This window comes from Streptomyces bugieae (genome assembly GCF_036352915.1).
GTDB classification, from domain to species: Bacteria; Actinomycetota; Actinomycetes; order Streptomycetales; family Streptomycetaceae; genus Streptomyces; species Streptomyces endophytica.
The window spans coordinates 13682-39424 of record NZ_JAZBJP010000013.1; the positions used below are offsets into that span (position 1 = coordinate 13682).

Here is a 25743-nt window from a genome sequence, read left to right on the forward strand (position 1 = left end):
CTTGACCTTGTCGCAGCGGCAACGTTTCTACTGGCGGCATGAGAATCGGTGAGCTCGCAGGTCTCGTCGGCGTCAGTACCCGTGCCGTCCGCCACTACCACCAGCTCGGACTGCTGCCCGAGCCGGAACGCCGGGCCAACGGCTACCGGGAGTACGGGCTGCGGGACGCGGTCGCGCTCGCCCGGCTGCGCCGGCTGACGGAGCTGGGACTCGGGCTGGAGGAGGTCCGGGACGTCCTCGCCGACGACTCCGGGCGCGAGCTGCACGAGGTGCTGACCGAACTGGACGCCGACCTGGCGCGCCAGGAGGCGGAGATCCGGGCGCGGCGGGCCCGGCTGGCCGCGCTGCGGCAGCAGGCGGAGGAGCACGGCGGGCTGCCCGCGGAGGGGCCGGTGTCGGACGAACTGGCCGCGATGTTCCGGGAGATGGCCCGCACCTCGGCCACGCTCCCCGGTCCCGAGCCCGCGGTGGCGGCGAAGGAACGGGAGGTGCTGGCGCTGCTGGAGTCGGCGGGCGACGGGGCGGGCGAGCGGGTCGCCGGCCTGCTCGGGGACTTCGCCGCGGCGCCGGGGGCGATGGAGCGGGCGTACGAGGTGTACGGGCTGCTCGACGAGCTGGCGGAGGCCGCGGCGGACGATCCGCGGGTGGAACGGGTCGCGCGGGCGCTCGCCGACTGCATTCCGGACACCGTGGTCGCCGAGGTCAGCGGCGAGCACTGGGCGCGCGCGGCCGATGCGGGCCGGGAGACGGACGGCGGATTCATGGCGGCGTACTACGCGCACTTCCCGCCCGCGCAGGCCGAGGTCATGCGCCGGGCGATCCGGCTGGTCGCGGAGCGTGCCCGGTGAAGCGGCGGCACGGGAGGGTGCGGCGGCTGCTGGCGCATGAGGGGCGGTGGCTGGCGAGTCTGGTGTGGTGGGTGGCGCGGCGGCGGTTCGGGGTGGCGGCGGGCGAGCGGGCCCTGCCGTACGCGGCGGCGCAGTCGGCGCTCGTCTACGGGCTGACGTTCGTGTGCGTGGTGGAGACGGCCGGGGTGCATGCGATGCTCGCCGACGTTCCGGTGGCGCGGGTGGTGATGCTGGTCGTCGACGTCTACACGGTGCTGATGCTGCTGGGCTTCCAGGCGGCCGCGGTCACCCGGCCCCATGTGCTCGGCACGGACCACCTGCTGCTCCGGGACGGCGCGCGGCGGGAGATCCGCATCCCGCTGGACCGGATCGCCTCCGTCCGGTACGACCTCCGCTTCTCCCACGACGGCAAGGCCGACAAGGACGGCGAGGGCTCCGGAAAGGGCAAGGGCTCCGGAAAGGGCATGGACTCCGGGGACGGGAAGGGCGGCGGGGGGGGCGGGGTGTGGTCGCTGGCCGTGGGCGGGCAGACGTCGGTGACCGTCGAGCTGACCGCGCCGGTCGTCGCGGTACGGCTCTCGGGGCGCCGCGACGAGGTGCGGACGGTGCGGTTCCATGCCGACGACGCACGGGGCGCGGTGGCGGCCGTACGGGCGGCGAGGGTGGCGGCGGACGAACGGACGCCTGCGGCGGACGGGCTGACCGCGGACGCCGCGTAGCGGCAGCGCGCGGGTCCGGGGCCGGGACCGGGACCGGCGTCGCCACGGCCTCACACCGGCGTGAAGCGGACCGGTTCGAGGCCCGGTTCGGCCTCGGCGAGGCGGACCTGGATGCGCTGGCCGAGGGGCAGCGCGGGGCCCTCCGGGGCGGCCTCGACGGAGCCGATGACGGCCGGCTCGTAGAGGTGGACGGTGCCCCGGGTGGGGTCCTTCTCCTGGATGTCGACGACCAGGGCCTCGAAGGTCTCGCCGACCCGGTCGCGCAGCAGCGCGGCCTCGACGAGGTCGACGCAGGCCCGCTCGACCTGGTTGGCACGCTGGGCGCCGGTCTCCATCTCGCGCGGCAGCGCGGGCAGCGCGCTGCGCACCCAGTCCGCCGGCTCGTGACCGGCGGAGGCGGCCAGGCACAGCTCGGAGGTGTAGCGGTCGACGAGCCGGCGCAGCGGTGCGGTGGCGTGCGCGTACGGTGCGGCGACGGCCGAGTGCAGCGCTTCGGAGGCGCTGGGCGGGGCGCCGTCGAAGACGGTGTAGCCGGCGCCGCGCAGCAGGGCCGTGCACTCCTGGAGGAACGCGGCGTGCGAGGCGCAGTGCGGGTCCAGACCGCGGATCAGCGCGGAGTACGAGGTGTGATGCGGCCAGTCGACGCCGAGCGCCCGGGCGGTCAGCCGCAGCCGGGCCACCGAGCCGTCCGGGGCGGTGGGCAGGGTCCGCAGGATGCCGGTGCCGGAGGCCAGCATCAGTTCGGCCGCGGCCATTCCGGTGAGCAGGGAGATCTGCGCGTTCCAGCCGTACGCCGGCAGGGGCGCGCGGTACTCCAGGTGGTAGCGGCCGTTCCGTTGGACGATCTCCTGCTCGGGGACGTGCAGCGAGATCGCGCCCCGGGCGACCTCCAGCTCCTCGCGCAGCAGGCCGATCTCCCGGAGCAGGTCGAGCGGCTCCTCGGCCGTCCCCTCGTCGATGGCCCGCTGGACACCCGCGTAGTCGAGGCGGGCACGGGAGCGGACCAGGGCGCGGCGGACGGAGGCGGCGACCAGGACGCCCTCGGGGTCGAGGTCGAGCTGCCAGAGGACGGCCGGGCGGTCCTGGTCGGGCAGCAGGCTGGCGGCGCCCTCGCTCAGCGCGTACGGGTAGAGCGGGATCCGCTCGTCCGGGAAGTACAGCGTGGTCACCCGGTGGTGGGCCTCGGCGTCCAGCGCACCGCCCGGCGTCACGAAGGAGGCGACATCGGCGATGGCGTAGTGGATGCGGAAGCCCCCACCGGGGCGGGAGGAGAGGAACATCGCCTGGTCGAGGTCGCGGGAACCGGGCGGGTCGATGGTGAAGAGGGGCAGGTCGGTGGCGTCGTCCAAGGCGTGCTCGGTCGCCACCGCGCCGTCGGCGGCCGGGATCCGCGGGGCCCGGGCCGCGCTGTCCGCCTCGGCCTGGGCCGTCGGCGGGAAGTGGTCCGGGACCTCCAGATCGATCCGCAGCTCCCGCAGCGCGGCGCGCAGCGGATCCTCGGCTGCGTCGGTCACATGCATATGGCGACGGGGCATGGAACCGAGCGTATGACCGGATGGCGCGGGTGGCGCGCGGGGCGACCGGGGCGGGGAGCGCGCCCGGCACGGGTGGCGCGCCGTTGTGATCGGGCCAGGGAGCGCGCCTGGCGCGTCCGGAAGGCGCGGCTCGGGGTGGGCCGCGGTCCCCGGGGCGGGCCGCGGTTCCCGGGGCGGGCGTCGCAGGCCATACGCTTTCCGGGGGCCGCACCCCCGCCCGTACCGCCGTGAAGGAGAACACCGTGCTCGTGCTGTTGCCGCCGTCCGAAGGCAAGGCCCCGGGAGCGGCCGGGGCGCCGCTGGACACCGGCGCGCTGTCGCTGCCCGGGCTGACCGCCGCGCGTGAGGCGGTCCTCGGCGAGCTCACCGAACTGTGCGCGGCGGACGAGATCAAGGCCCAGGAGGTGCTCGGGCTCAGCGACGGCCTCAAGGGCGAGATCGCCAAGAACGCGGGGCTGCGGACGGCCGGGACGCGGCCGGCCGGCGAGATCTACACCGGCGTGCTCTACGACGCGCTCGGCCTCGCGTCCCTGGACGGACCGGCCCGGAAAGCGGCCGAGCGGTCGCTGCTGGTCTTCTCCGGGCTGTGGGGCGCCGTCCGCATCACCGACCGGATCCCGTCGTACCGCTGCTCGATGGGCGTGAAGCTGCCGGGGCTCGGCGCGCTCGGCGCGTACTGGCGGGCGCCGATGGCGGAGGTCCTGCCTGCGGCGGCCGGGACCGGCCTGGTGCTGGACCTGCGGTCGGCGGCGTACGCGACGGCGTGGAAGCCCAAGGGCGAGGTGGCCGGGCGGACCGCGACGGTGCGGGTGCTCCAGTCGAAGACCGTGAACGGCGTGGAGAAGCGCACGGTCGTCAGCCACTTCAACAAGGCGACCAAGGGCCGGCTGGTCCGCGACCTGCTGTCGGCGGGCCGTACGCCGCAGGGCCCGGCGGAGCTGGTCGAGGCCCTGGGCGACCTGGGTTACGCGGTGGAGGCCCAGGCCCCGGCGAAGGGCGGCAAGCCGTGGGCGCTCGATGTGATCGTCACGGAGCTCTAGGGCCCAGGACCGGCACCGAGGCAGTGCATTGCACCCTGTGCAACGGTCGTTGCGCAGAGTGGGTGCGGCGCGCAGTATGGGCGGCGTGACTAGCGCCGCCTCCTCCCCCGCTTCCGCCCCCGGCCCCGCGTCCGCCCCCGGTCTCTCGGTCCCGTCGGTCCTCGGGCTCGCCCCGGTCATCCCGGTCGTCGCGCTGGACGAGGCCGCCGACGCGGTACCGCTCGCCCGGGCGCTGGTCGCCGGTGGGCTGCCGGCGATCGAGGTGACCCTGCGGACGCCCGCCGCGCTGGGCGCCATCCGGGCGATCGCCGACGAGGTCCCGGACGCGGTGGTCGGCGCGGGCACGCTGCTCGACCCCGGCCAGGTCGCCGCGGCCCGCGCGGCCGGCGCCCGTTTCCTGGTCAGCCCCGGCTGGTCGCCGCGGCTGCTGGGCGCGCTGCGGGACTCCGGTCTGCCCTTCCTGCCGGGTGTCTCGACGGCCTCGGAGGTGGTGACCCTGCTGGACGAGGGCGTCACCGAGCTGAAGTTCTTCCCGGCGGAGGCGGCGGGCGGGACGGCCTATCTGACGTCGCTGGCCGCCCCGCTGCCGCAGGCCCGTTTCTGCCCGACCGGCGGGATCACCCTGGCGTCCGCGCCCGGGTACCTCGCGCTGCCCAACGTCGGCTGCGTGGGCGGGACGTGGATGCTGCCGGCCGACGCGCTGGCCGCCAAGGACTGGTCGCGCGTCGAGCGGCTGGCCCACGAGGCGGCGGCACTCCGCGACTGACCCTCAGGACCGCCCGGCCCCTCTCAGCGCGGGTCCGACGCCTCGCTCAACGCAGGTACGACGTCCCCCTCAACACACCTGCGACGTCCCGCTCAACGCAGGTGCGACGCCCGCTCAACGCAGGTGCGACGTCTCGTTCAACGCAGGTGCGACGTCTCGTTCAGCAGCCGCAGGGAGGCGTTGCCGTCGGAGTAGTACGCGACCGCGGACAGCGAGGCGGCGGAGAGTTCCATCCGGAACAACGACTCCGGCGGGGCGCCCAGCGCCAGCCGGACCAGGGTCTTGATCGGCGTGACGTGGGTGACCAGCAGGACCGTCTTGCCCGCGTACCGGGCCAGCAGCTTGTCGCGGGTGACCGCGACCCGGCGGGCGACCGACGCGAAGGACTCGCCGCCCCCGGTGGGCGCCGCCTTCGAGGAGTGCAGCCAGGCGTCGAGGTCCTCGGGGTGGCGCTCGCGCACCTCGGCGAAGGTCAGCCCCTCCCAGGCCCCGAAGTCGGTCTCGCGCAGACCCTCTTCGACCCGTACCTCCAGGCCCAGCCGGTCGGCGACCGCCTGGGCGGTCTCCCGGCAGCGCCGCAGCGGTGAACTGACCACGGCCTGGATCGTGCCGCGGGCGGCCAGCGCGGCCGCGGTGGCCTCGGCCTGGCGGTGGCCAACGGCGGAGAGTTCGGGGTCGGTGCCGCCGCTGCCGGAGAACCGCTTCTCGGGCGTCAGCGCCGTCTCGCCGTGCCGCAGCAGGACGAACGTGGCGGGGACGCCGAGGTCCGGGGCGCCCCAGCCGACCGGCGGGGCGGCCGCCGCCTCGGGGGCCGCGGCCTGCTCCGCGCGTTCGGCGGCCTCGTCGGCGGCCCGGGCGGCGGCGCTGCGGGCGGGTGCGGTGGCGGTGGCCAGCGCCGCCCGGGAGTCCCGCGGCTCCCACTGCTTGCCGATCTTCCCGGCGTCCATCGCCTCGTTGGCGAGCCGGTCGGCGTGCTTGTTCTTGGCGCGCGGGATCCACTCGTAGCTGACCCGGTCGGCCGGGAAGACCGACCTGGCCTCGGCGGCCAGCGGCTTCATGTCCGGGTGCTTGATCTGCCAGCGCCCGGACATCTGCTCCACGACCAGCTTGGAGTCCATCCGGACCTGGATACGGGCCTCCGGGTCCAGCGCGTGCGCGGCCCGCAGCCCGGCCACCAGGCCCTTGTACTCGGCGACGTTGTTGGTCGCGGTGCCGATGAACTCGGCGGCCTCGGCGAGCGCCTCGCCCGTTTCCGGGTCGAGGACGACCGCGCCGTAGCCGGCCGGCCCCGGGTTGCCCCGGGACCCGCCGTCCGCCTCGACGATCAGCGTGCGCGGCACGGCCTACAGGCCCGAGTCCGGCGTGCGGACCAGGATCCGGCCGCAGTTCTCGCAGCGCACGACGGCGTCGCGGGCGGCCGCCCGGACGTCGTTCAGCTCGGTGATGTTCAGCTCCAGGCGGCAGCCCTCGCAGCGGCGCTGGTAGAGGCGGGCCGCGCCGACGCCGCCCTCCTTGGCGCGGATGCGGTCGTAGAGCTTCAGCAGGTCGGCCGGGATGTCGGCGACGGTCAGCTCGCGCTCCTTGGTGACCGCGGCGGCCTCGGCGTCGATCTCGCTGCTGGCGGCGTTGCGGCGGGCGACGGCGTCGTCGACCTTGGCCTGGATGGCCTCGACCCGGGAGGTCAGCTCGGCGACCCGCTCCTGGGCGGCCTCGCGGCGCTCCATGACCTCCAGGACGACGTCCTCCAGGTCGCCCTGGCGCTTGGCGAGCGAGGCGATCTCGTGCTGGAGGTTCTCCAGGTCCTTGGGGGAGGTGACGGCGCCGGAGTCCAGCCGCTTCTGGTCGCGGGCGGCGCGCTGGCGCACCTGGTCCACGTCCTGCTCGGCCTTGGTCTGCTCGCGGCTGGTGTCGCTCTCCTCGGTCTGCGCGGCGACGAGCAGGTCGCGCTGCTGGGTGAGGTCGGCCTCCAGGGTCTGCAGCTCGGCCAGCTCGGGGAGGTTCTTGAGCCGGTGCGCGAGCTGGGTGAGCCGGACGTCGAGGGCCTGGACGTCGAGGAGGCGGATCTGGTCGGCGGGCGCGGCGTTCAGCGGGGGGCTCCTGTGGTGTGCGTCGGGGTGAAGATCGGGGTGGACGCCGCGTGGGCGGTCCAGGGGTCGGTGACCGTACGGGAGACGTGCGTGCGCAGTCCCCAGTCGTGCCGGTCGGAGACCGCGTCGAGCTGGGCCGCGGCCTGCTCGCACCACGGCCATTCGGTGGCCCAGTGGGCCGCGTCGAGCAGCGCCGGCGGGCTGGTCCGTCCGGTGGTCTGGGTGGCCTCGGACGCCGGGTGATGGCGCAGGTCGGCGGTGAGGAAGGCATCCACACCGGCCGCCCGGACGTCGTCGAAGAGGCTGTCGCCGGAGCCGCCGGAGACCGCGACGGTGCAGATCTCGCGGTCCGGGTCGCCGGCCGCCCGGATGCCCTGCGCGGTGGCCGGCAGGTGCGCGGCCGCGTACGAGGCGAACTCGGCCAGGGTCATCGGGTGCGTCAGCTCGCAGATCCGGCCCAGGCCGCGGCGGCCCGCCGGGTCGCTCGGGTCCGGCACCAGGGGGCCGAGGACGCGCAGGTCCAGGGCGCCCGCCAGGGCGTCGGAGACGCCGGGGTCGGCGGTGTCGGCGTTGGTGTGCGCGACGTGCAGGGCGATGTCGTGCTTGATGAGCGTGTGCACGACCTTGCCCTTGAACGTCGAGGCCGCGACCGTCGTCGTCCCGCGCAGGTAGAGCGGGTGGTGGGTGACGAGCAGGTCGGCGCCGAGCCGTACCGCCTCGTCGGCGATCTCCTGGACGGGATCGACGGCGAACAGCACGCGGCGGACCTCGGCGTCCGGGTCTCCGCAGACCGTACCGACGGCGTCCCACCCTTCGGCCCGCTCGGGGGGCCAGAGGGCGTCGAGCGCGGTGAGGACTTCAGACAGTACGGGCACGGGTGGAAGGTTACCTCCCGGGCGGGAACCCGCACCGCCTGCGCCCGCGCGCGGGCGCAGGCGGGAGGTCATATGACGAGGAAGCCGCGCGGTCGTCCAGGACGCGGTCGCGGTGACGTCGAGGCCGAGGTACCGGGTCCCGTCGTCGACGTACGGCTTCGCTCCGGCGCCGTGGTCGCTGCCTCCGCCGACGAAGTCAGGTCGGCCTGAGTGAGCTCACCGTTGAAGCGTGAAGCACAACCGCCCCATCCGGCACCGGCGAACCGGACATCCGCCACCCTTATGCGTGAAGTGCCGCAACTCTCGTTGATCGGCCGGAAGTGCGAAAACTAGCTTCGGTCTGCCGACTGGAGGTGACCACTTCATGACGATCTGCGCCACTGAGGACGCCGCGGCGCCGCCCCGCCCGCACCGCGCGGCCCTGACGATCGCCGCCGACGGCTCGTACGCCGCCCGGCTCGCCCGGCACGACGACGCCGACCGGAGCTGGTTCCCGGAGCGCTGGACGCTGAGCGGCCCGGAGCCGTACGCGGTGCCGCTGCCCGGCAGCCAGCCCGAGGAGCCGGACAGCGAACTGCTGCCGCTCGCGGACGGCCGGGTGCTGATCCTGCGCCGGGCCGCCGACCGCTTCGCCCTCTCGCTGCTCTACCCGACCGGCCCCGGGACCGGTGAACTCCTGCTGGGCACCGTGGAAGCGGAGGAACTGACGCTGCTGCCGCCGACACCGGGCGGCACCGACGCGTACGCCCTGGCCCCCGCGTTCGGGCACACCGCGCTGTGGCGGGTGCCCGGCGACGCGGGCGGGCCCGAGCGGGTCGCGGAGATTCCCGGGCGCTGTACGGGCGGCGCGTGGCTGGACCGCGGCGGGCGGCTGCTGGCCCTGGACCGGGAGCTGGCCGGCCGGACGAAGACCGTGCTGGTCGACCTGGAGCGGGGCGGCGAGACCGGGCTGCTGCTGCAGATCACCGAGGAGAGCAACGACCGGCTGCTGCTGGCCGATCCGGACAGCGGGCTGCTGCTGGTCCGCTCGGACGCGCCGGGCCACGACCGGCTGGGCTGGGGCGTGCTGGGCAGCAGGTTGCCGGTGCGGTTCCCGGAGTGCCTGCGGCCGGCCGATGCCGCGGTGACGCCGTTCGCCGTGCAGCCGGGGCAGATGCTGGCGCCGGAGAGCTGCGCGGTGGCGTTCCGGGTGGACGCGGCGCACGGCACCCGGCTGGGGATCTGGCGCCCCTGGGGCCGGCGGCTGCGGCAACTGCCCGTACCGGAGGGGTGGCTGGCGGGGACCGGGCTGTGGACGGCCGACGGCGAACTGCTGCTGCCGTGTGCGACGGACGCCGAGCCGTGCGGGCTGGCGCGGATGGCCATACCGCTGGAGCCGGTGGAGCCCAGGATGCCGGTGGGATCGGTGGGCTCGGTGAGCTCGGTGGGGTCAGTGGGATCGGTGGAGCGAGGCGGGACGATGGGGTCGGTGGGGCGAGGCAGGCCGGTGGGATCGGTGGAGCGAGCGGGTCCGGTGCGGCCGGCAGGTCCGGTGGGGTCGGTGGGGCCGGTGGGGTCCGTACGGGCGGGGGCGGATGCGGCGGACGTGCGCGGCGGGGGGATTGTCCCGGATGCAGGGGATGCCACCAACCACTCCACATCATCTGCACAACCGAAGGCCGCCCACGCGGAACCGCGGCGCGCCCTCTCACATCCCCATATGTGCAGGCCAGTTCCGCTGCAGCAGGCGCCCCTCGGGGCCCGCTAGGCCCGGTGGAGCGTGATTTCCCACCCCGTTAAACTTTCGGGTGGGGGCTACGCAGCCGGTTGACCGGCCACCGATCACGCCGCTCGGGGTACGACCCCACGGCGGTCGGGCGGGGTCCCGACGCGTACAGCAGCAAGCGATCCGACGGAGTGACTCTTTCCATGTCCGAAGCCCGAACCGACACGACCCAGGCGCGCCCCCAGGAGGCATCCGCCCAGGCCGCCGCGGCTGCAAGCTCCGGCAGGCACCGTGGCCCGGCCGCCGCGGAGGAGTCCGACTCCACCGCGCACGGCCGGCACCGCCGGGACAAGCAGCCGCAGGGCGCGTAAGTCCCAGGGGATCCGGGGCCACGCCTCGGGACGCGCGCCTGGAGAGCCGCGCTCCAGAAGCCGTGCCCTCAGGAGCCCTGTCCTCAGGAGCCGTGTTTGAGAGCCAGCACCTCGCCCGCCGCGAACGTCTCGTGCGGCGGGCGCTGTGCGTAGTGGGGCGTCAGCAGCTCGTCCAGCTCCTCGAAGGTGAAGGCCTCCTTCGCGGTGTCGAACTTGGCGGCGATCCGGGGGCGTTCGGCGATCGCGACCATGCCGCCGTGGACGACCAGCAGCTGGCCGTTGACCCGGGCCGCGGCCGGTGAAGCCAGGTAGCCGACGAGCGGTGCGACGTGCTCGGGGGCCAGCGGGTCGAGCCGGCCGTCGGACGGTACCCCGAAGCCGGCGAAGACGTCCTCGGTCATCCGGGTGCGGGCGCGTGGGCAGATCGCGTTGGCGGTCACGCCGTATTTGGCCAGCGCCAGCGCCGTGGAGGTGGTGAGGCCGACGATGCCCCCCTTGGCGGCGGCGTAGTTGGGCTGGCCGGCCGAGCCGGCGAGGAACGCCTCCGAGGAGGTGTTGATGATCCTGCCGTGCACCGGGCCGCCGGCCGCCTTGGACCGCTCGCGCCAGTGGGCCGCGGCGAAGCGGGTGGTGTTGAAGTGGCCCTTGAGGTGCACCCGGATGACCGTGTCCCATTCGTCCTCGGTCATCGAGAACACCATCCGGTCCCGGAGGATGCCCGCGTTGTTGACGAGGATGTCGAGCCGGCCGTAGGTGTCGATCGCCAACTGGACGAGTTCGCCGGCCTGTTGGTGGTCGGCGACGTCACCGACGTGGGCCACCGCCGTGCCGCCCGCCGCGCGGATCTCGGCGGCGACGTCCTCCGCGGGGCCCGCGGAGGCGGCGCCCGATCCATCGCGGCCCGATTGCCCGTAGTCGTTGACCACGACCCGCGCGCCGAGCCGGGCGAGTTCGAGGGCCTCGGCGCGGCCCAGTCCGCGGCCGGCCCCGGTGACGATCGCGGTCAGGCCCTCAAGTGGCTGTGCCATCTGGCGTTCCCGTCCTCTCGGTCTTCGTGCGGTCCTCGGTCTTGGTGTGGCGGCTCTTGGTCTTCGTGCGGCCTCTCGGTCTCGGTGGGGCGGCTCTCCGTCCCGTTGTCCGCCGGTCAGATCTCTATGCAGGTGCGCAGTGCCGTCCCGGACCGCATCTGGTCGAGGGCGTCGTTGATCTCCGGGAGCCGGACGCGGTGGGTGATCAGCCCTTCGAGGTCGATCCGGCCGGCCCGCCACAGGGCGATGGCCCGCTCGTAGGAGCGCAGGACGTCCCCGCCGCCGTAGAGGGACGGCAGGATCCGCTTCTCGTCGAAGAACAGCTCGAACATGTTGACCTGGAAGGTGTCGTCCATGGCGCCGGCGCCGACCACGCACAGGGTGCCGCCGCGCCGGGTCGTCTCGTACGCGGTGCGGGCGGTGGCGGACCTGCCGACCACCTCGAAGACGTAGTCGAAGCCCTCGCCGCCGGTGATCTCGGCCTTGGCGCCGTCGAGTTCCTCCGGGGCGACGGCGTCGGTGGCGCCGAAGCGCAGGGCCGCCTCGCGCCGGGCGGGCACCGGGTCGACGGCGACGATCCGGGCCGCGCCGCAGACCCGCGCGCCCTGGATGACGGAGATCCCGACGCCGCCGCAGCCGATGACCGCGACCGAGGAACCGGGCGCCACCCGCGCCGTGTTGAGGGCCGCGCCGAGCCCGGTGGTGACGCCGCAGCCGATCAGCGCGGCGATCTCGTACGGGACGTCGTCCGGGATGGGGACCGCGCAGTTGGCGGCGACCACGACCTCCTCGGCGAAGGTGCCGGTGCCGGCGAACCCGAAGACGTCCCCGCCGGGGCGCCGGAAGTTGGGCGTGCCGGCGTTCATGAACCCGGCCAGGCAGAGGTGGGTCTGGCCGCGTTTGCAGGACGGACAGCTGCCGCAGGCGGGCAGCCAGCACATCAGCACCCGGTCGCCCGCCGCCAGGCCGGTGACGCCGTCGCCGACGTCGACGACCTCCCCGGCGCCCTCGTGGCCGGGGACGAAGGGCACGGGCTGCGGCAGCACCCCGTTCATCGCCGAGAGGTCGGAGTGGCACAGTCCGGTCGCCCGGATGCGGATCCTGACCTTGCCGGGCCCGAACCCCACCGCCTCGACGTCGTCGAGGACCTCCAGCTTGTCCTGCCCGGTCTCGTGCTGTACGGCTGCGCGCATCTCACGGCTCCCCTCGGAGACGACAACTCGGACGCATCAATCGGAGACATCAATCGGAGGCGACAACTCCGCGACCACCGCTCGGAGACTGCCGCTCGGAGACTGCCGCTCGGAGGCGACAAAGCGACAAAGGAGCGCCGGCCGAGCGGTGGCTAGCCGTGCTCGACGACGGTGTCCGCCAGCACCGCCGCCTCGTCCCGCTCGGGCGCCGTCACCGACACCTGGATCCGGCCGGGCTCGCGCCAGAGCCGGATGCGCAGTGCCTCGCCCGGGAAGACCACCCCGGCGAAGCGCGTGGTGTACGACCGGACCCGGGAGACGTCCCCGTCCAGCAGGGTGTCGACGACCGCCTTGAGCGTGACCCCGTAGGTGCACAGCCCGTGCAGGATCGGCCGGTCGAAGCCGGCGAGCCCCGCGAATTCGGGGTCGGCGTGCAGCGGGTTCCAGTCGCCGGAGAGGCGGTAGAGCAGCGCCTGGTCGGCACGGATCTGCCGCTCGGTGGTCAGGTCGGGGGCGCGGTCGGGAAGTTCGAGGCGGGCGGACGGGCCGCGGTCGCCGCCGAAGCCGCCCTCGCCGCGGACGAAGATCTGGGTGTCGCAGGTCCACAACGGCCCGTCGTCGTCCCCGACTTCGGAGCGCAGCACGATGACGGCGGCCTTGCCCTTGTCGTACACGGCCGGGACGGTCGAGGTCTGGGTGGCACGGCCGCGCACCGGCAGCGGGCGGTGCACGGTGACGGTCTGCCCGCCGTGCAGGACGGCGGCGAGGTCGACGTCGATGCCGGGGGCGGAGAGTCCGCCGGCCAGCGCCATCCCGCCGCCGGCGACGGTGGCGAAGCTGGGCAGGACGTGCAGCGCGCTCTCCAGGGTGTAGCGCAGTTCGTCCGGGTCGGTGGCGGCCTGCGGCTTCTCCGGGGTGGCCGCGCCGGCGCCGATGCCGAGGTGGTAGAGCTGGACGTCCTTGTGGTCCCAGGCGAGTTCGGTGGTCCGCGGTTCGGCGGCGGTGGCCTTGGTGACGTCGATGGGCATGGGGGCGGTTGCTCCTTCACCACGGTGGAGTTCATGGGAAGACCCCGGCCCGGCCGTCCGCACCGTCGGCCCGGCCGGGGTCGTCACTGGTCGGCGCGGACCGCGCGGGCCGGCGGTGCCGCACGGGACAGCCGCCAGGCGCGGACCGCGCCGGTCGGCCGTGCCGCACGGGACACCCGCCAGGCGCGGAACGCGCGCCGGTCGGCCGTGCCGCACAGGACACCCGCCAACTTCTAGAACGCGTTCTAGCCGATGGCCTTCATGTATAGCCGATCCGCCCGACACCGGGAAGCCCCCTGACGGTATGTCAGAAACGCGTCGCGGCCGCGGTCCGCACCCATGACATTTGTCAGGGGGCATCACCCACATTCGCCCCTGCCCCGGCCCGCCCACGCTCCGTAACGTCATGGACAGGAAACGACCGAAGGGGGCGGACATGACACCGGGGACGACACCGGAGACGACACCGGGCAGGGCACGGCAGACGGCGCAGGTGAGTCCGGTGGGGCGGGGCGGCGACGGGACGGCCGTGGCGTTCTCCGGCGTCACCCGGAGTTACGGCGCGGTGCGGGCCGTGGACGGCATCGACCTGCGGATCGCCGCCGGCGAGACGGTGGCGCTGCTCGGCCGCAACGGCGCCGGCAAGTCCACCACCCTGAACATGCTGCTGGGGCTGCTGCCGCCCTCCTCGGGCACGGTACGGCTGTTCGGCGGCGAGCCGGAGACCGCCGTACGGGCCGGCCGGGTCGGGGCGATGCTGCAGGACGGCAAGGCCATCCCCCGGGTCACCGTCCGCGAACTGGTCGGCTTCGTGGCCGCCACCTACCCGCGACCGATGGACGTCGCCGAGGCGCTGGAGCTGGCGGGCCTGGCCGAGTTCGCCGGGCGGCGGGTGGACCGGCTCTCCGGCGGCCAGGCCCAGCGCGTCCGGTTCGCGGTGGCGCTGGCCGGCAACCCCGACCTGCTGGTCCTCGACGAGCCGACCGCGGCCCTGGACGTGGAGGCCCGCCGGACGTTCTGGCGCGCGATGCGGGCCTACGCCCGGCGCGGCAACACCATCGTCTTCTCCACCCACTACCTGGAGGAGGCCGACGACCACGCCGACCGGATCGTGGTGATCGACCGGGGCCGGGTGGTCGCCGACGGCAGCGGCGAGGCGATCAAGCGGCGGGCCGGCGGGTCGCTGGTCTCCTTCGACCTCGCGGGCGCGCCGACCGCGCCGCTGTCCACACTGCCCGGCGTGCACAGCGTGGAGGTCCGCGGCGACCGCGCCCTGCTGCGGACGGCGGACTCCGACGCCACCGTCCTGGCGCTGGCCGGACTGGGCCTGGTCCGCGGCCTGGAGGTCACCGCCGCCAGCCTGGAGGACGCCTTCCTCACCCTCACCTCCCCCGACGGCGCGAACCCCGACGCCCTGAGCCCCCACGCCCCGAACCACGACGCCCTGAAGGAGACCGCGTGATGCTCGGCTACCTCCGTCTCGAAGTCCGCCGCACGCTGCGCGACCGCGGCTTCGTGATCTTCGGCATCGGGATGCCGGTGCTGATGTACGTCCTGATGACCAACATCGGCGCCGGCCCCGGCGGCGCCGACATGGGCTGGAAGACCGCCTCGATGGTCGGGATGGCCGCGTACGGCGCGCTGGGCGCGGCGATCGGCACCGGCACCGGCGTCGCCGAGGACAAGCAACTGGGCTGGCTGCGGCAGCTGCGGATCACCCCGATGGGGCCGCTGCGGGCCGTGGTGGGCCGCGGACTGACCGGGTCGGTGACGGTGCTGCCGGCCATCGTCGCGGTGCTGCTGGTGGGCGCGCTGGTCAACGGCGTCCGGATGCCGGCCTGGCAGTGGGCCGCGCTGGCGGGCCTGCTGTGGCTCGGCACCGCCCCGTTCACCCTGCTCGGGCTGGGCAACGGCTACCGCCTCTCGGCGCAGTCCACCGGTGTGGTCAACACCGGCTGCATGCTGCTGCTGTCGATCGTCGGCGGACTGTGGTTCCCGGCCGAGCTGTTTCCCGGCTGGCTGCGCGCCCTGTCGGCCTGGACGCCCGGCAACCGCTTCGCCGAACTCGGCCGGAGCGTCACCGAGGGCGGCGCACCGAGCCTCGCCGCAGTGGCGGTGCTGGCCGCCTGGCTGGCAGTCTTCGGCACCTACGCGGTGTACGCGTACCGCCGGGCCGCACGGACGGTGTGACCGGCGATGGCGCAGATCTGGGAAACGACGGTGCAGCAGACCACAGAGCAGGACCCCGCCGGCCGGACGCCCGGCGGGGCGACGGGGACGGACGGGGCGGCCGGCGGCGACGGCACGTCGTGTGCGGCCGGGCGGCGCGGCAGGAAGCTCGACAGGGGCCCGGGCAAATACAGCTTCCTGCCCTGGCTGCTGATGGGGCTGGGCGCCTTCTCCAACATCGTGCAGGGCAAGACCGGCAACCCCTGGCTGGCCGGGCTCGGACTGCTCGCCTTCAACTCCCTCTACCTCACCGTCATCCTGTCGGCCTTCAGCCCGCGGCTGCGCGACACCCGCTACCCGGTCGTCGCCCTGGGCGCGCTCACCGCGGTCACGTTCGCCATCGCGCTCGGGTTCGGCGGCAGCTGGTTCCTGTTCTTCCCGCTGCTGTCGCTGGCCTCCGGCACGGTCCGCGCGCTGCGCGGCAAGAAGCTCGCGGTGTGGCTGATCACGCTCAGCGGTACGGCCGGGTTCCTGTCCGGCTGGCAGGCCGGCGACCCCGGCGACTCGTTCGGCGTCGGCTACGGCACGTTCCTCTCCGGCATGGTGACGTCCACGGTGCTCAGCCTGTTCGACACCATCCAGGAACTGAAGGCCACCCGGCAGGAACTGGCCCGCAGCGCCGTGGAGAAGGAGCGGCTGCGCTTCTCCCGCGACCTGCACGATCTGCTGGGGCACACGATGTCCCTGGTCGTGGTCAAGGCCGAGGCGGTGCGCCGGCTGGCGCCGCGCGATCTGGACGCGGCGCTCACCCAGGCCGCGGACATCGAGGCGGTCGGCCGGCAGGCGCTGACCGAGATCCGCGAGGCGGTCACCGGTTACCGCGAGGGCAGCCTCAGCACCGAACTGGACCGGGCCCGTTCGGCGCTGGAGGCGGCCGGCATCGAAGCCGTCGTCCGGCAGGCCGGGCCGCCACTGCCCCCGCAGGCGGGTGCGCTGCTGGGCTGGGTGGTCCGCGAGGGCGTGACCAACGCGCTCCGGCACAGCGGCGCCACCCGCTGCGAGATCGCGGTGCACGCCGACGAGGAGCGGGTCCGGCTGACGATCACGGACGACGGCCGGGGTCCCGTAAGCTCCGGTGCGGCCCCGGCGGCCGGCCGCACCTGGTTCCGCGACCGCGTCCCCGGGCGCGACGCTGACGCCGCCGGTACGGCCCCCGCGGACGGTGCCGCCGCGTCGCCCGGAGCTCCGGGCCCGGTCGGCGGCACCGGTCTGAAGGGCCTGGCCGAACGGCTGGCAGCGGCCGGCGGCACACTGAGCAGCGGCCCCGACGGCCGGCGCGGCTTCCGGGTGACCGCCGAACTCCCGGTCGGCACGGGGGAGATGACGGAGACGGAGAGGGAAGGGCTGACCAGGTGATCAAGGTCCTGCTCGCGGAGGACCAGGGGATGATGCGGGGCGCGCTGGCGCTGCTGCTCGACCTGGAAGAGGACATGCAGGTCGTGGCGCAGGTCGCGGCGGGCGACCGGATCGTTCCGGCCGCGTTGGAGGCCCGTCCCGACATCGCCCTCCTGGACATCGAACTCCCCGGGCGCAGCGGGCTGGACGCCGCGGCCGATCTGCGCGACGCGCTGCCGTCGTGCAAGGTCCTGATCGTCACGACCTTCGGGCGGCCCGGCTATCTGCGCCGCGCCATGGAGGCCGGGGCGTCCGGCTTCCTGGTGAAGGACGGCCCGGTGGAGGACCTGGCGGCGGCGATCCGCCGGGTCCTCGCCGGGGAGCGGGTGATCGACCCCGGGCTGGCCGCGGCGGCGCTCAGCGCCGGGCCCAATCCGCTGACCCAGCGCGAGCGGGACGTGCTGACCGCCGCGGTGGACGGCGCCACCGTCTCCGACATCGCCGGCAAGCTCCACCTCTCCCAGGCCACGGTCCGCAACTACCTCTCCGCGGCGATCGGCAAGACCGGGACCCGCAACCGTATGGAGGCGGTACGGGCGGCGCGGCAGAACGGGTGGCTGTAGCCCGGCGCCCGGGGACGGCCGCTCGCCCCTAGCCGGTGGCCACGTCCGCGCGGCGCCGCGGCAGGGCGAGCAGCATCAGCAGGATGCTGCCCAGCAGCACTCCCGAGCCGACCTGGAAGGCCAGCCCGTAGCCGTCGGCCAGCGCCGCCTTCGCGCCGTGGCCCGCCTCGATGCGGGAGGCGGCGACGGTGGACAGGATCGACAGGCCCAGGGCGCCGCCCATCTGCCGGGAGGTGTTGATCAGGCCGGAGACCAGGCCCTGGTCGGCCGGGTCGGCGCCGGAGGTGGCGATGGCGGCGACCGGCGTCGCGGTCAGGCCGGCGCCCAGCGCCATCAGGATGCCGGGGCCGAGGATCGTGCCGAGGTAGGTTCCGTGGACGTCCATCGTGCCCTGCCAGACCATGCCGGACGCGGAGATCACCGCGCCGGTGACGGCCAGGGTCTTGGCGCCCAGCCGGTTCATCAGCCGCGGCCCGATCTTGGAGCCCAGGACGATGGACAGCGAGTGCGGGATGAAGGAGAGCCCCGCCTGCAGCGGTCGGTAGCCGAGCACGTTCTGGACGTAGAGCGACAGGAAGTACCACATCGAGAACATCGCGGCGCCGGCCAGCACCATCGCCGCGTTCGCCGAGGACACCGAGCGCAGCCGGAACAGCCCCAGCGGCATCAGCGGCGCCTTGGCCCGCGCCTCGACGGCGAGGAAGGCGGCGATCACGAGCAGCCCGGCGGCCAGCGGCACCAGCGCGGACGCCGACGCCCAGCCGTCCGTCTCGGTCTGCACGATCCCGTACGCGACCAGCCCCAGCCCGCCGGTCACCAGCAGCGCACCGGGCACGTCGAGCCGTCGGGCCGCGCCCTGCCGGCTCTCGGTGAGCCACAGCACCGCACCGGTCAGCACCAGCGCCCCGACCGGCACGTTGATCAGCAGCACCCAGCGCCACGACAGGTACTCGGTGAGCACCCCGCCGACCAGACCGCCCACCGCGCCGCCGCCGGCACCGACCGCCGTCCAGGTGGCGATCGCGCGGGTACGGGCCGGGCCGGCCGGGAACGACGTGGTGAGGATGGTGAGGGTGGCCGGCGAGAGCACGGCGGCGCCGACGCCCTGGACCGTACGGGCCGCGATCAACTGCCAGGGCTGCTGGGCCAGTCCGCCGCCCAGGCTCGCCAGGGTGAACAGCGCCAGCCCGACGACGAAGATCCGCTTACGGCCGAAGAGGTCGGCGGCCCGACCGCCGAGCAGCATGAAGCCGGCGAAGGTGATCACGTACGCGTTGACGATCCACTGCAGGCCCAGCTCGCTCAGCCCCAGACCGGTCCGTACGGCGGGCAGCGCCACGTTCACCACGGAGACGTCCAGCACGACCAGGAACTGTCCGGCGCAGACCAGCAGCATCACCAGCCAGGCCGGTGCGGCGCTCCGGCGGGAGGTCGTGGGCAGGGTGGCGGACTCGGCTATCGGGGGCATGCGGACCATGCTCGCATCGACCCCGCACCCCCCGCATCGGGATATCGGTGCATACGCCACCTGACCGGGGTCCTAGGTCGGAGGGCGGAGGGCGGGGGCGCACACGTCGAAAGGCGGGGCGGGGCGGGGGCGGGTCCGTAGGGGTTGGGGGTGGCGGTCCCCTAAGGGTCGCAAGGGCCCCCGAAGGGCCAACTACCCGCTTCGGGGCGGGAGTTAACGCGTTACCGACGGGCGCGCGGACGGAAGGTCGCGTGGCCGCCCGGCCTCACCTCCGCAGCAGCGTCACCACCGCCGCGCCGCCCAGGCCGATGTTGTGGGCCAGGCCCACGCGGGCGCCGGGGACCTGCCGGGCGCCGGCCGTGCCGCGGAGTTGCCAGACGAGTTCGGCGGCCTGGGCGAGGCCGGTCGCGCCCAGGGGGTGGCCCTTCGAGATCAGGCCGCCGGACGGGTTGACCACCCAGCGGCCGCCGTACGTGGTGGCCCCGTCGGCGACCAGCTTCCCCGACTCGCCGTCCGCGCACATGCCCAGCGCCTCGTACGTCAGCAACTCGTTGATCGAGAAGCAGTCGTGCAGCTCGATGACGTCCACGTCCTCGATGCCGAGCCCGGACGCCTCGTAGACCTGCCGGGCCGCGGCCCGCGACATCGGCTTGCCGACGACGTCGATGCAGGAGCCGGCGGCGAAGCTCTCCTCGGTGTCGGTGGTCATCGCCTGGGCGACGATCTCCACCGCCCGGTCGGCCAGTTCGTGCGCCCGGACGAACCGCTCGGAGGCGACCACCACCGCGGCCGCGCCGTCGGACGTCGGGGAACACTGGAGCTTGGTCAGCGGACGGTGGATGACCTTGGCGGCCAGCACCTCCTCGACGGTGTGGACGTCCCGGAACTGGGCGCGGGGGTTGTGCGCGGAATGCCGGTGGTTCTTCGCGCCGACCGCGGCCAGTTGCTCGGCCGTGGTGCCGTACCTTTCCATGTGCTCGCGGGCCGCGTTGCCGAAGATCTGGGCGGTGGGCGGGGTCCGGTCGAAACCGTGCGCGGCCGCCATGACGCCGTAGTGGCGGGCGACCGGGGAAGCGGCGAAATCACCTCCCGCCGCGCCGCCGCCCAGCGCACCGCGCTTCATCTTCTCGAAGCCCAGCGCCAGCACGCAGTCGTTGAGGCCCGAGGCGACGAACTGGCGGGCCATCATCAGCGCCGTCGAGCCGGTCGCGCAGTTGTTGTTGACGTTGTAGACGGGGACCCCGGTCAGGCCCAGCTCGTAGGCGGCGCGCTGACCGGCCGTGGACGGCTGGTGGCAGTAGCCGACCGGGACCTGCTCGACGGCGTCGTAGCCGATCCCGGCGTCCGCGAGCGCGGCCTCGCCCGCCTCCTTGGCCATGTCCCAGTACTGCCATTCGCGGGTCTCGGGCTTCTCGAAGTGCGTCATCCCTACGCCGATGAGGTACGCCGTGCCTGACATGGAGGTCCTCCTGGTGGGTCACCGGGCGCCGTGCGGGGGGGGCGGACGTGTGCTGGGGGGCGGATGTGTGCCGGGGTCAGATGAGGGGGCGGGGCTCGGGGTCGCGGGGCAGGCCGAGCAGCCGCTCGGCGACCACGTTCCGCTGCACCTGGGTGGTGCCGCCGGCGATGGTCAGACAGCGCGACATCAGGAAGCCGTGCAGGGCGCGTTCACCGGCGCCCTCGCGCACCGCGCCGTCCGGGCCGAGCAGTTCCAGCGCCAGTTCGGCGACCTTCTGCTGGTGCGGGGTCTGCGCCAGCTTGCGGATGCTGGCGCCGGCGCCCGGTTCGAGGCCGGAGACCTGCTGGAGCGTGGTGCGCAGCGTGAGGCAGGCAAGGGCGTGCGCCTCGGCGGCCAGGGCGCCCACCCGGGCCCGTACGGAGCCGTCGAGGCCGGCGGTGCGGTCGAGGAGCGCGGCCAGTCCGGTGTCGAAGGTCAACTGGTCGGCCATGTGGACGCGTTCGTTGTCCAGGGTGGTGCGGGCCACCTTCCAGCCGTTGCCGGTCGCGCCGACCACCGCGTCGGCCGGCAGCAGCACGTCGTCGAAGTAGACCTCGTTGAAGAGCGCCTCGCCGGTGATCTCCTTCAGCGGCCGGACGTCGATCCCGGGTGTCTTCATGTCGACGACGAAGAAGGTCAGGCCCTGGTGCTTGGGCGCGTCCGGGTCGGTGCGGGCGAGCAGGATGCCGTGGTCGGCCCACTGGGCGGCCGAGGTCCACACCTTCTGCCCGTTGATCCGCCAGCCGGGGCCGTCGGGGCCGTCCACCCGCTCGGCGCGGGTGCGCAGGCCGGCCAGGTCCGATCCGGCCTCCGGTTCGGAGAACAGCTGGCACCACAGCATCTCCCCGCGCAGCGACGGCATCAGGTAGCGCTGCTGCTGTTCGGGGGTTCCGTGGGCGAGCAGGGAGGGCACGACCCAGGTGGCGATGCCCAGGTCGCTGACGGTGACCCGGGCGGCGGCCAGTTCCTGCTGGACGGCCAGCTGCTGGACCGGTCCGGCGCCCAGGCCGTAGGGCGGCGGGAGATGCGGTGCGGCGTATCCGGTGGGGGCCAGTTCGCGGCGTACGGCGGCGGGGTCCAGGCCGCGCACCCGGTCGATGACCTCGCGGGCCGCGGTGCGGAACTGCTCGGCCCCGGCGGGGAGTTCGAGGCTCAGCGGGCGCCGGGCGCCGCCGGCGGCGAGGGCGGCGGCGCGCAGCCGGTGGGTGTCGCCGGCGCCGAGCAGCTGGCGGGCCGCGGTCGCCCGGCGCAGGTGCAGATGGGCGTCGTGTTCCCAGGTGAAGCCGATGCCGCCGAGGATCTGGATGCAGTCCTTGGCGCAGCTGAAGGCGGCGTCGAGGGCGGTGGCGGTGGCGAGGGCGGCGACCAGGCCGCGGACCTCGGGCGGCTCGCGGTGGGCGCGGGCCGCGTCCCAGACCAGGGCGCGGGCCTGTTCGCAGCGGACGAGCATGTCGGCGCAGAGGTGTTTGACGGCCTGGAACTGGCCGATGGGGCGGCCGAACTGCTCGCGGACCCGGGCGTGTTCGGTGGCGGTGGCGAGGGCCCAGGCCGCCGTCCCGCAGCTCTCGGCGGCGTACAGCACCCCGGCCAGGTCGCGGACGAGCGCGTCGTCGACGGCCACCAGCCGGTCCGCGGGCACCGGCACGCCGTCCGCGCCGACTTCGGCGACCGGGCGGGTCGGGTCGGCGCTCCCCTGGACGCGTACGGTCAGCGCCGCGGCGTCGACGGCGAGGTGGACGGTCCCGGTCGCGGTCCGTGCGGCGAGCACGAGGAGGTCGGCGTCGGCCCCGGCGAGGACCGGGGGCGCGGTGCCGTCGAGGAGGTAGCCGTCGGGTGTGCCGGTGGCGGTGAGCGTGCCGGGGCCGAGCGCCACCGCGCCGATCAGCTCGCCGGTGGCGAGGGCCCGTACGAGGTGCCGGTGCGCGCCTCCTCGGTGGAGCAGCGCGGCGGCGAGGACGGTGGGCAGGTAGGGGCCGGGGAGTGCGGCGCGGCCCAGTTCTTCGAGGACCACGGCGAGGTCGAGCAGGTCGCCGCCGCCCCCGCCGTCGGCCTCGGGGAGGTGGAGGCCGAGCAGGCCCTGTGCGGCGAGGCCGTCCCAGTGGGCGGGGCGTCCGGTGCGGGCGGGTGTGGTGTCGAGGAGGGTGCGGACCTCTTCGGGTGGCACGGCCCGGCGGGCCCAGCCGCCCACTGCCTCGGCCAGGTCGCGGTGGTCCGGTGTGATTCCGATGCCCATGCGGGGCAGACTAGAACACGTTCCATTCTGACGGAAGGTCAGATGAGCCGGAATGTTCCGCCCGGCGGACGGCGGCGAGTGCCCCGCGGGGAACGGTCCGGCGGCGGACGGGAAACGGTCCGGTGAATTCCGGTACGGAATGCCATTTGCCCGCCCGCCGGTTTCCGGCCCGCGCCTTTCCCGTTTCCGGACATCCGGGAAACGTCCGGCGATAAACCGGTGGGAACGGCCGGGAATCCGCCGGCGCGACTCCCCCGCGCCGCCCGGCCGGCCGGAAAGCCGCACGAAATGCGAACCCCCGCACGGCCACCCCCGGCCCGTACGGCACGATGAGCCTTTGACCGCACCACCAGGAGGAAGCCATGTCCGCTCCCACGGCGCCGACCGCCCCGCAGCCGGAGATCCTCGCCGCGTTCGAGGCGGCGAAGGGCTTCATGCCCGTGGACGAGGGGCTCGCGCTGTACGCGGCGGCGGCCGGGGCGGCGCGGCTGGGGCTGCCGCTGGTGGAGGTCGGCACGTACTGCGGCCGGTCCACCCTGCTGCTCGCGGCCGCGGCCCGGGCCGCCGGGGTGACGGCCGTCACCGTGGACCACCACCGGGGCAGCGAGGAGCAGCAGCCCGGCTGGGACTACCACGACCCGTCCGTGGTGGACCCCGAGGTCGGCCGGATGGACACCCTGCCGACGTTCCGCCGGACCCTGCACGCGGCCGGGCTGGAGGACCACGTGATCGCCGTCGTGGGCCGCTCCCCGCAGGTCGCGGCCGTATGGGGGCGGCCGGTGGGGCTGGTCTTCATCGACGGCGGGCACACCGACGAGCACGCCACCGCCGACTACGAGGGCTGGGCGCCGCACGTGGCGCCGGACGGGCTGCTGGTCATCCACGACGTGCACCCGCACCCCGAGGACGAGTTCACCGGCCAGGCGCCGTACCGGATCTACCTGCGCGCGCTGGCCTCCGGGGCGTTCACCGAGGTCGCGGTGGAGGGGACGCTGCGCGTCCTGCGGCGTACCGGCCCCGGCAGCTGATCCGGGCCGCGGGCTACCATCGCGGAGATGTCGAACGGCAGTACCTTCCCCCCGCCCCGCCGCCGGCGCGGCACCGTACTCCTGGTGCTGGCCGCCGTGGCCCTGGTGGCCGTCGGCGGCTGGCTGTTCTGGCGGCAGGCGGGCGGCCACGGCGGCCCGACGGCCCGCGGCGGCTCACCGGCGCCCGGCCGGACGGCGGGCGGCGGCACCGGGGCCGGCGGCGGGCCGGACCGGAGCACGGACCACGGGGGCACCCACCGGCCGGGCGGCAAGGGCGATCCGCACGGCAGCCTCAAGGGCCGGACCGTGGTGATCGACCCCGGGCACAACCCGCACAACAGCCGGCACACCGGGCAGATCGCCCGGCTGGTGAACATCGGCACCGCGCGCAAGGGGTGCGACACCACCGGCACCGCCACCAACGACGGCTACCCGGAGGCGTCCTTCACCCTGGACGTGGCCCGCCGGGTCCGCACCCTCCTGGAGGACCAGGGCGCCAAGGTCGTCCTCACCCAGGACGGCGACCGGTCGTACGGGCCGTGTGTGGACGAGCGCGCGGCGATCGGCAACAAGGCGCACGCGGATGCCGCGGTCTCCATCCACGCCGACGGCTCGGCCGCCGGCAACCGCGGCTTCCACGTCATCCTGCCCGCGAGGGTGTCCGCCGGGCCGGCGGACACCGCGGCGATCACCGGTCCGTCGCGGCAGCTCGGCGAGCGGCTGGCCGACCGCTTCCGGGCGGTAACCGGAAGCGCTCGTTCCAATTACATCGGCGACGGCACCGGCCTGGACGTCCGCGGCGATCTCGGCGGACTCAACCTCTCCACGGTGCCGAAGGTGTTCATCGAGTGCGGCAATATGCGCGACGCCAAGGACGCCGCGCAATTGACCGACGGCGGGTGGCGGCAAAAAGCGGCCCGCGGGATCACCGAGGGCATTACGGACTTCCTGACCCGCTGACCGCGTACGACGTCCGCGACCGCGGCCGATAACGCATCGAAACCAACAGGCCGACCCGCCGGATTCGGCGATAGGTTCCCCTTTACGATGGGTGGTCACCGCCGTGCCTCGCACCGCGCGCACCGCGACAGCGACGAACAGCCCACGAAAGAGACAAAGGACCCTTACGTGAACATCCGCTCCCTCACTAGAGGCGACGGCGTGGTGATCGGAGCAGCGGTGTTGCTGTTCATCGCCTCGTTCCTCAGCCTCGCCGGCGCCCCGGACTGCACCGGCCCGTTCGCCAAGTACTGCGAGGCGCAGGACTACAGCAGCCCCAATGCCTGGAGCTCCGTGTCCGTGCTCATGAGCGTGTACCTGGCCGGCGTGATCGGCGCGGCGGTCATCATCCTCAGCCGCGCGCTGCCGCAGCCGCGCAAGATCGCCGGTCTGGACCTCGGCCAGTTCGGCGTGGCGCTGACCATCTTCGCGGCGTGGACGGCGTTCTGGGACATCATCGACGCCAACAGCGCGGGCGCCGGCCTGATCGTGGGTCTGATCGCCGCGCTGGCGCTGGCCGGCGGCGCGGTCGCCGGTCCGCTCGTCCCGGCACTGAAGGCGGAGCTGATCGGCGCGCCCAAGCCGCCGGCCGCCCCCTACGGCGCGGGCCCCAACCCGGGTTACGGCTACCCCGGCGCCCAGCAGCAGGCGGCGGGCCAGGGCTACGGCTACCCGGGCCCGGGCGGCCAGCAGCAGACCGGCCAGACGCCCGGTCAGCCGGCGGCCGACGCCACGGCCGGCGGTCCGGCGGGCGCGACCCCCGCGGCCGGCAACGCCGCGGACTTCGCCCCGTTCTGGTTCGCGGTCCCGGTCGCCCGCCCGCTGTACGGCGAGGACGGCGCGCCGTCGCCGATCGCCGAACTCGCGCCCGGCACCTGGTACCTGGCGGTGGAGCAGCGCGGCCAGGCCCTGATCGCGCAGACCCAGGACGGCCGCCGCGGCGTCCTGCAGGACACCACCGGCATCCAGCGCGGCTGATCCGCCGCCCGCCGTCCCCCAGCGGTCCTTCCACGGCCCCCCGCCCTCCGGCGGGGGGCCGTTGCGCTGCCCGCGCACCGGCCGTACAGTGCGCCGCACGACCGCGAACTGACGGTTCGTCAGCCAGCGCGGTGAGGCTCGGTACGGTCCGTACGGA

General features: G+C 74.4%; 23 protein-coding genes. 13 read left to right on the forward strand and 10 right to left on the reverse strand.

The window, feature by feature from the left end; translation table 11 throughout:
• Positions 1–38 precede the first annotated feature (38 nt).
• Together V2J85_RS20980 and V2J85_RS20985 are read left to right on the forward strand one after the other, a co-directional pair.
• Positions 39–848 (forward strand): MerR family transcriptional regulator, encoded by an 810-nt coding sequence (locus V2J85_RS20980; protein ID WP_261951830.1) that lies wholly within the window; start codon positions 39–41, stop codon positions 846–848.
• Complete coding sequence (locus V2J85_RS20985) at positions 845–1567, forward strand: hypothetical protein (RefSeq protein WP_330822438.1); 723 nt, start codon at positions 845–847, stop codon at positions 1565–1567. The genes V2J85_RS20980 and V2J85_RS20985 overlap by 4 nt, the downstream gene beginning before the upstream one ends.
• A 50-nt stretch (positions 1568–1617) precedes the next feature.
• Here the strand turns inward: V2J85_RS20985 and V2J85_RS20990 are convergent, their stop codons facing one another.
• Entirely contained in the window at positions 1618–3102 is a 1485-nt protein-coding gene (locus V2J85_RS20990; protein WP_261951828.1) for an RNB domain-containing ribonuclease, read from the reverse strand.
• Between the two features lie 242 nt (positions 3103–3344).
• On the opposite strand from V2J85_RS20990, the gene yaaA reads away from it, so the two are divergent.
• Positions 3345–4142 carry a peroxide stress protein YaaA gene (yaaA, locus tag V2J85_RS20995; protein WP_330822439.1) on the forward strand — a complete coding sequence of 266 codons (798 nt, stop codon included), beginning with the start codon at positions 3345–3347 and terminating at the stop codon, positions 4140–4142.
• 76 nt (positions 4143–4218) lie between these two features.
• On the forward strand, positions 4219–4908 hold the full coding sequence (gene eda / locus V2J85_RS21000; protein ID WP_330822440.1) for a bifunctional 4-hydroxy-2-oxoglutarate aldolase/2-dehydro-3-deoxy-phosphogluconate aldolase: 690 nt from the start codon (positions 4219–4221) through the stop codon (positions 4906–4908).
• Positions 4909–5045: 137 nt separating this feature from the next.
• On the opposite strand, the gene V2J85_RS21005 is transcribed toward eda, so the two are convergent.
• The 3 genes from V2J85_RS21005 to V2J85_RS21015 are packed head-to-tail and all read right to left on the reverse strand — an operon-like array spanning position 5046 to position 7870.
• Complete coding sequence (locus tag V2J85_RS21005; RefSeq protein ID WP_261951825.1) at positions 5046–6248, reverse strand: bifunctional RNase H/acid phosphatase; 1203 nt, start codon at positions 6246–6248, stop codon at positions 5046–5048.
• Positions 6249–6251: 3 nt separating this feature from the next.
• The gene (locus V2J85_RS21010; RefSeq protein ID WP_261957148.1) at positions 6252–6995 is read right to left on the reverse strand and encodes a zinc ribbon domain-containing protein; all 744 of its coding nucleotides are present in this window, start codon (positions 6993–6995) and stop codon (positions 6252–6254) included.
• A complete protein-coding gene (locus V2J85_RS21015) occupies positions 6992–7870 on the reverse strand; it encodes a Nif3-like dinuclear metal center hexameric protein (RefSeq protein WP_330822441.1) in 879 nt (292 codons plus the stop codon). Before V2J85_RS21015 ends, V2J85_RS21010 begins: the two co-directional genes overlap by 4 nt.
• Positions 7871–8234: 364 nt before the next feature.
• Here V2J85_RS21015 and V2J85_RS21020 point away from each other — a divergent pair, with 364 nt between their 5' ends.
• Both V2J85_RS21020 and V2J85_RS21025 read left to right on the forward strand, forming a co-directional pair.
• Positions 8235–9617, forward strand: coding sequence for a hypothetical protein (locus V2J85_RS21020; RefSeq protein WP_330822442.1), 1383 nt, complete (start codon positions 8235–8237; stop codon positions 9615–9617).
• 161 nt (positions 9618–9778) lie between these two features.
• Positions 9779–9946: a hypothetical protein gene (locus tag V2J85_RS21025; RefSeq protein WP_261951822.1), complete on the forward strand. Its 168-nt coding sequence runs from the start codon at positions 9779–9781 to the stop codon at positions 9944–9946.
• An 83-nt stretch (positions 9947–10029) separates the two neighbouring features.
• On the opposite strand, the gene V2J85_RS21030 is transcribed toward V2J85_RS21025, so the two are convergent.
• From V2J85_RS21030 to V2J85_RS21040, 3 genes are all read right to left on the reverse strand, one after another.
• Complete coding sequence (locus tag V2J85_RS21030; RefSeq protein WP_330822443.1) at positions 10030–10974, reverse strand: 3-oxoacyl-ACP reductase; 945 nt, start codon at positions 10972–10974, stop codon at positions 10030–10032.
• A gap of 116 nt (positions 10975–11090) precedes the next feature.
• Entirely contained in the window at positions 11091–12167 is a 1077-nt protein-coding gene (locus V2J85_RS21035) for a Zn-dependent alcohol dehydrogenase (RefSeq protein ID WP_261951820.1), read from the reverse strand.
• 152 nt (positions 12168–12319) lie between these two features.
• Positions 12320–13195 (reverse strand): MaoC/PaaZ C-terminal domain-containing protein, encoded by an 876-nt coding sequence (locus V2J85_RS21040; RefSeq protein WP_261951819.1) that lies wholly within the window; start codon positions 13193–13195, stop codon positions 12320–12322.
• Between the two features lie 436 nt (positions 13196–13631).
• Between V2J85_RS21040 and V2J85_RS21045 the strand changes: the two genes are divergently transcribed.
• The 4 genes from V2J85_RS21045 to V2J85_RS21060 are packed head-to-tail and all read left to right on the forward strand — an operon-like array spanning position 13632 to position 17382.
• Complete coding sequence (locus V2J85_RS21045; protein ID WP_419836816.1) at positions 13632–14657, forward strand: ABC transporter ATP-binding protein; 1026 nt, start codon at positions 13632–13634, stop codon at positions 14655–14657.
• Positions 14657–15385 carry an ABC transporter permease gene (locus tag V2J85_RS21050; RefSeq protein ID WP_330822444.1) on the forward strand — a complete coding sequence of 243 codons (729 nt, stop codon included), beginning with the start codon at positions 14657–14659 and terminating at the stop codon, positions 15383–15385. The genes V2J85_RS21045 and V2J85_RS21050 overlap by 1 nt, the downstream gene beginning before the upstream one ends.
• A gap of 6 nt (positions 15386–15391) precedes the next feature.
• On the forward strand, positions 15392–16780 hold the full coding sequence (locus tag V2J85_RS21055; protein ID WP_261951817.1) for a sensor histidine kinase: 1389 nt from the start codon (positions 15392–15394) through the stop codon (positions 16778–16780).
• Positions 16777–17382 (forward strand): response regulator transcription factor, encoded by a 606-nt coding sequence (locus tag V2J85_RS21060; RefSeq protein WP_261951816.1) that lies wholly within the window; start codon positions 16777–16779, stop codon positions 17380–17382. The genes V2J85_RS21055 and V2J85_RS21060 overlap by 4 nt, the downstream gene beginning before the upstream one ends.
• 28 nt (positions 17383–17410) lie before the next feature.
• On the opposite strand, the gene V2J85_RS21065 is transcribed toward V2J85_RS21060, so the two are convergent.
• The 3 genes from V2J85_RS21065 to V2J85_RS21075 form a co-directional block, all read right to left on the reverse strand.
• Positions 17411–18859, reverse strand: coding sequence for an MFS transporter (locus tag V2J85_RS21065; protein ID WP_330822445.1), 1449 nt, complete (start codon positions 18857–18859; stop codon positions 17411–17413).
• Positions 18860–19115: 256 nt separating this feature from the next.
• Complete coding sequence (locus tag V2J85_RS21070; RefSeq protein ID WP_261951814.1) at positions 19116–20309, reverse strand: lipid-transfer protein; 1194 nt, start codon at positions 20307–20309, stop codon at positions 19116–19118.
• A gap of 76 nt (positions 20310–20385) precedes the next feature.
• Entirely contained in the window at positions 20386–22581 is a 2196-nt protein-coding gene (locus V2J85_RS21075; protein ID WP_330822446.1) for an acyl-CoA dehydrogenase family protein, read from the reverse strand.
• Between the two features lie 362 nt (positions 22582–22943).
• Here V2J85_RS21075 and V2J85_RS21080 point away from each other — a divergent pair, with 362 nt between their 5' ends.
• From V2J85_RS21080 to V2J85_RS21090, 3 genes are all read left to right on the forward strand, one after another.
• A complete protein-coding gene (locus V2J85_RS21080; protein WP_330822447.1) occupies positions 22944–23609 on the forward strand; it encodes a class I SAM-dependent methyltransferase in 666 nt (221 codons plus the stop codon).
• 27 nt (positions 23610–23636) lie between these two features.
• The gene (locus V2J85_RS21085; protein ID WP_330822448.1) at positions 23637–24569 is read left to right on the forward strand and encodes an N-acetylmuramoyl-L-alanine amidase; all 933 of its coding nucleotides are present in this window, start codon (positions 23637–23639) and stop codon (positions 24567–24569) included.
• Between the two features lie 168 nt (positions 24570–24737).
• Positions 24738–25586 (forward strand): DUF5336 domain-containing protein, encoded by an 849-nt coding sequence (locus V2J85_RS21090; protein WP_261951810.1) that lies wholly within the window; start codon positions 24738–24740, stop codon positions 25584–25586.
• Positions 25587–25743: the final 157 nt, after the last annotated feature.

What these genes read in the sequence shown, in the direction of transcription:
- V2J85_RS21040 (WP_261951819.1), bottom strand. Translation starts at nt 13,195, where the DNA reads ATGCCCATCGACGTCACCAAGGCCACCGCCGCCGAACCGCGGACCACC.
- V2J85_RS21065 (WP_330822445.1), bottom strand. Translation starts at nt 18,859, where the DNA reads ATGGTCCGCATGCCCCCGATAGCCGAGTCCGCCACCCTGCCCACGACC.
- V2J85_RS21080 (WP_330822447.1), top strand. Translation starts at nt 22,944, where the DNA reads ATGTCCGCTCCCACGGCGCCGACCGCCCCGCAGCCGGAGATCCTCGCC.
- V2J85_RS21055 (WP_261951817.1), top strand. Translation starts at nt 15,392, where the DNA reads ATGGCGCAGATCTGGGAAACGACGGTGCAGCAGACCACAGAGCAGGAC.
- V2J85_RS21070 (WP_261951814.1), bottom strand. Translation starts at nt 20,309, where the DNA reads ATGTCAGGCACGGCGTACCTCATCGGCGTAGGGATGACGCACTTCGAG.
- V2J85_RS21050 (WP_330822444.1), top strand. Translation starts at nt 14,657, where the DNA reads ATGCTCGGCTACCTCCGTCTCGAAGTCCGCCGCACGCTGCGCGACCGC.
- V2J85_RS21025 (WP_261951822.1), top strand. Translation starts at nt 9,779, where the DNA reads ATGTCCGAAGCCCGAACCGACACGACCCAGGCGCGCCCCCAGGAGGCA.
- V2J85_RS21075 (WP_330822446.1), bottom strand. Translation starts at nt 22,581, where the DNA reads ATGGGCATCGGAATCACACCGGACCACCGCGACCTGGCCGAGGCAGTG.
- V2J85_RS21030 (WP_330822443.1), bottom strand. Translation starts at nt 10,974, where the DNA reads ATGGCACAGCCACTTGAGGGCCTGACCGCGATCGTCACCGGGGCCGGC.
- V2J85_RS21020 (WP_330822442.1), top strand. Translation starts at nt 8,235, where the DNA reads ATGACGATCTGCGCCACTGAGGACGCCGCGGCGCCGCCCCGCCCGCAC.
- V2J85_RS21035 (WP_261951820.1), bottom strand. Translation starts at nt 12,167, where the DNA reads ATGCGCGCAGCCGTACAGCACGAGACCGGGCAGGACAAGCTGGAGGTC.
- eda (WP_330822440.1), top strand. Translation starts at nt 4,219, where the DNA reads ATGGGCGGCGTGACTAGCGCCGCCTCCTCCCCCGCTTCCGCCCCCGGC.
- V2J85_RS21045 (WP_419836816.1), top strand. Translation starts at nt 13,632, where the DNA reads ATGACACCGGGGACGACACCGGAGACGACACCGGGCAGGGCACGGCAG.
- V2J85_RS21085 (WP_330822448.1), top strand. Translation starts at nt 23,637, where the DNA reads ATGTCGAACGGCAGTACCTTCCCCCCGCCCCGCCGCCGGCGCGGCACC.
- V2J85_RS20980 (WP_261951830.1), top strand. Translation starts at nt 39, where the DNA reads ATGAGAATCGGTGAGCTCGCAGGTCTCGTCGGCGTCAGTACCCGTGCC.
- V2J85_RS20990 (WP_261951828.1), bottom strand. Translation starts at nt 3,102, where the DNA reads ATGCCCCGTCGCCATATGCATGTGACCGACGCAGCCGAGGATCCGCTG.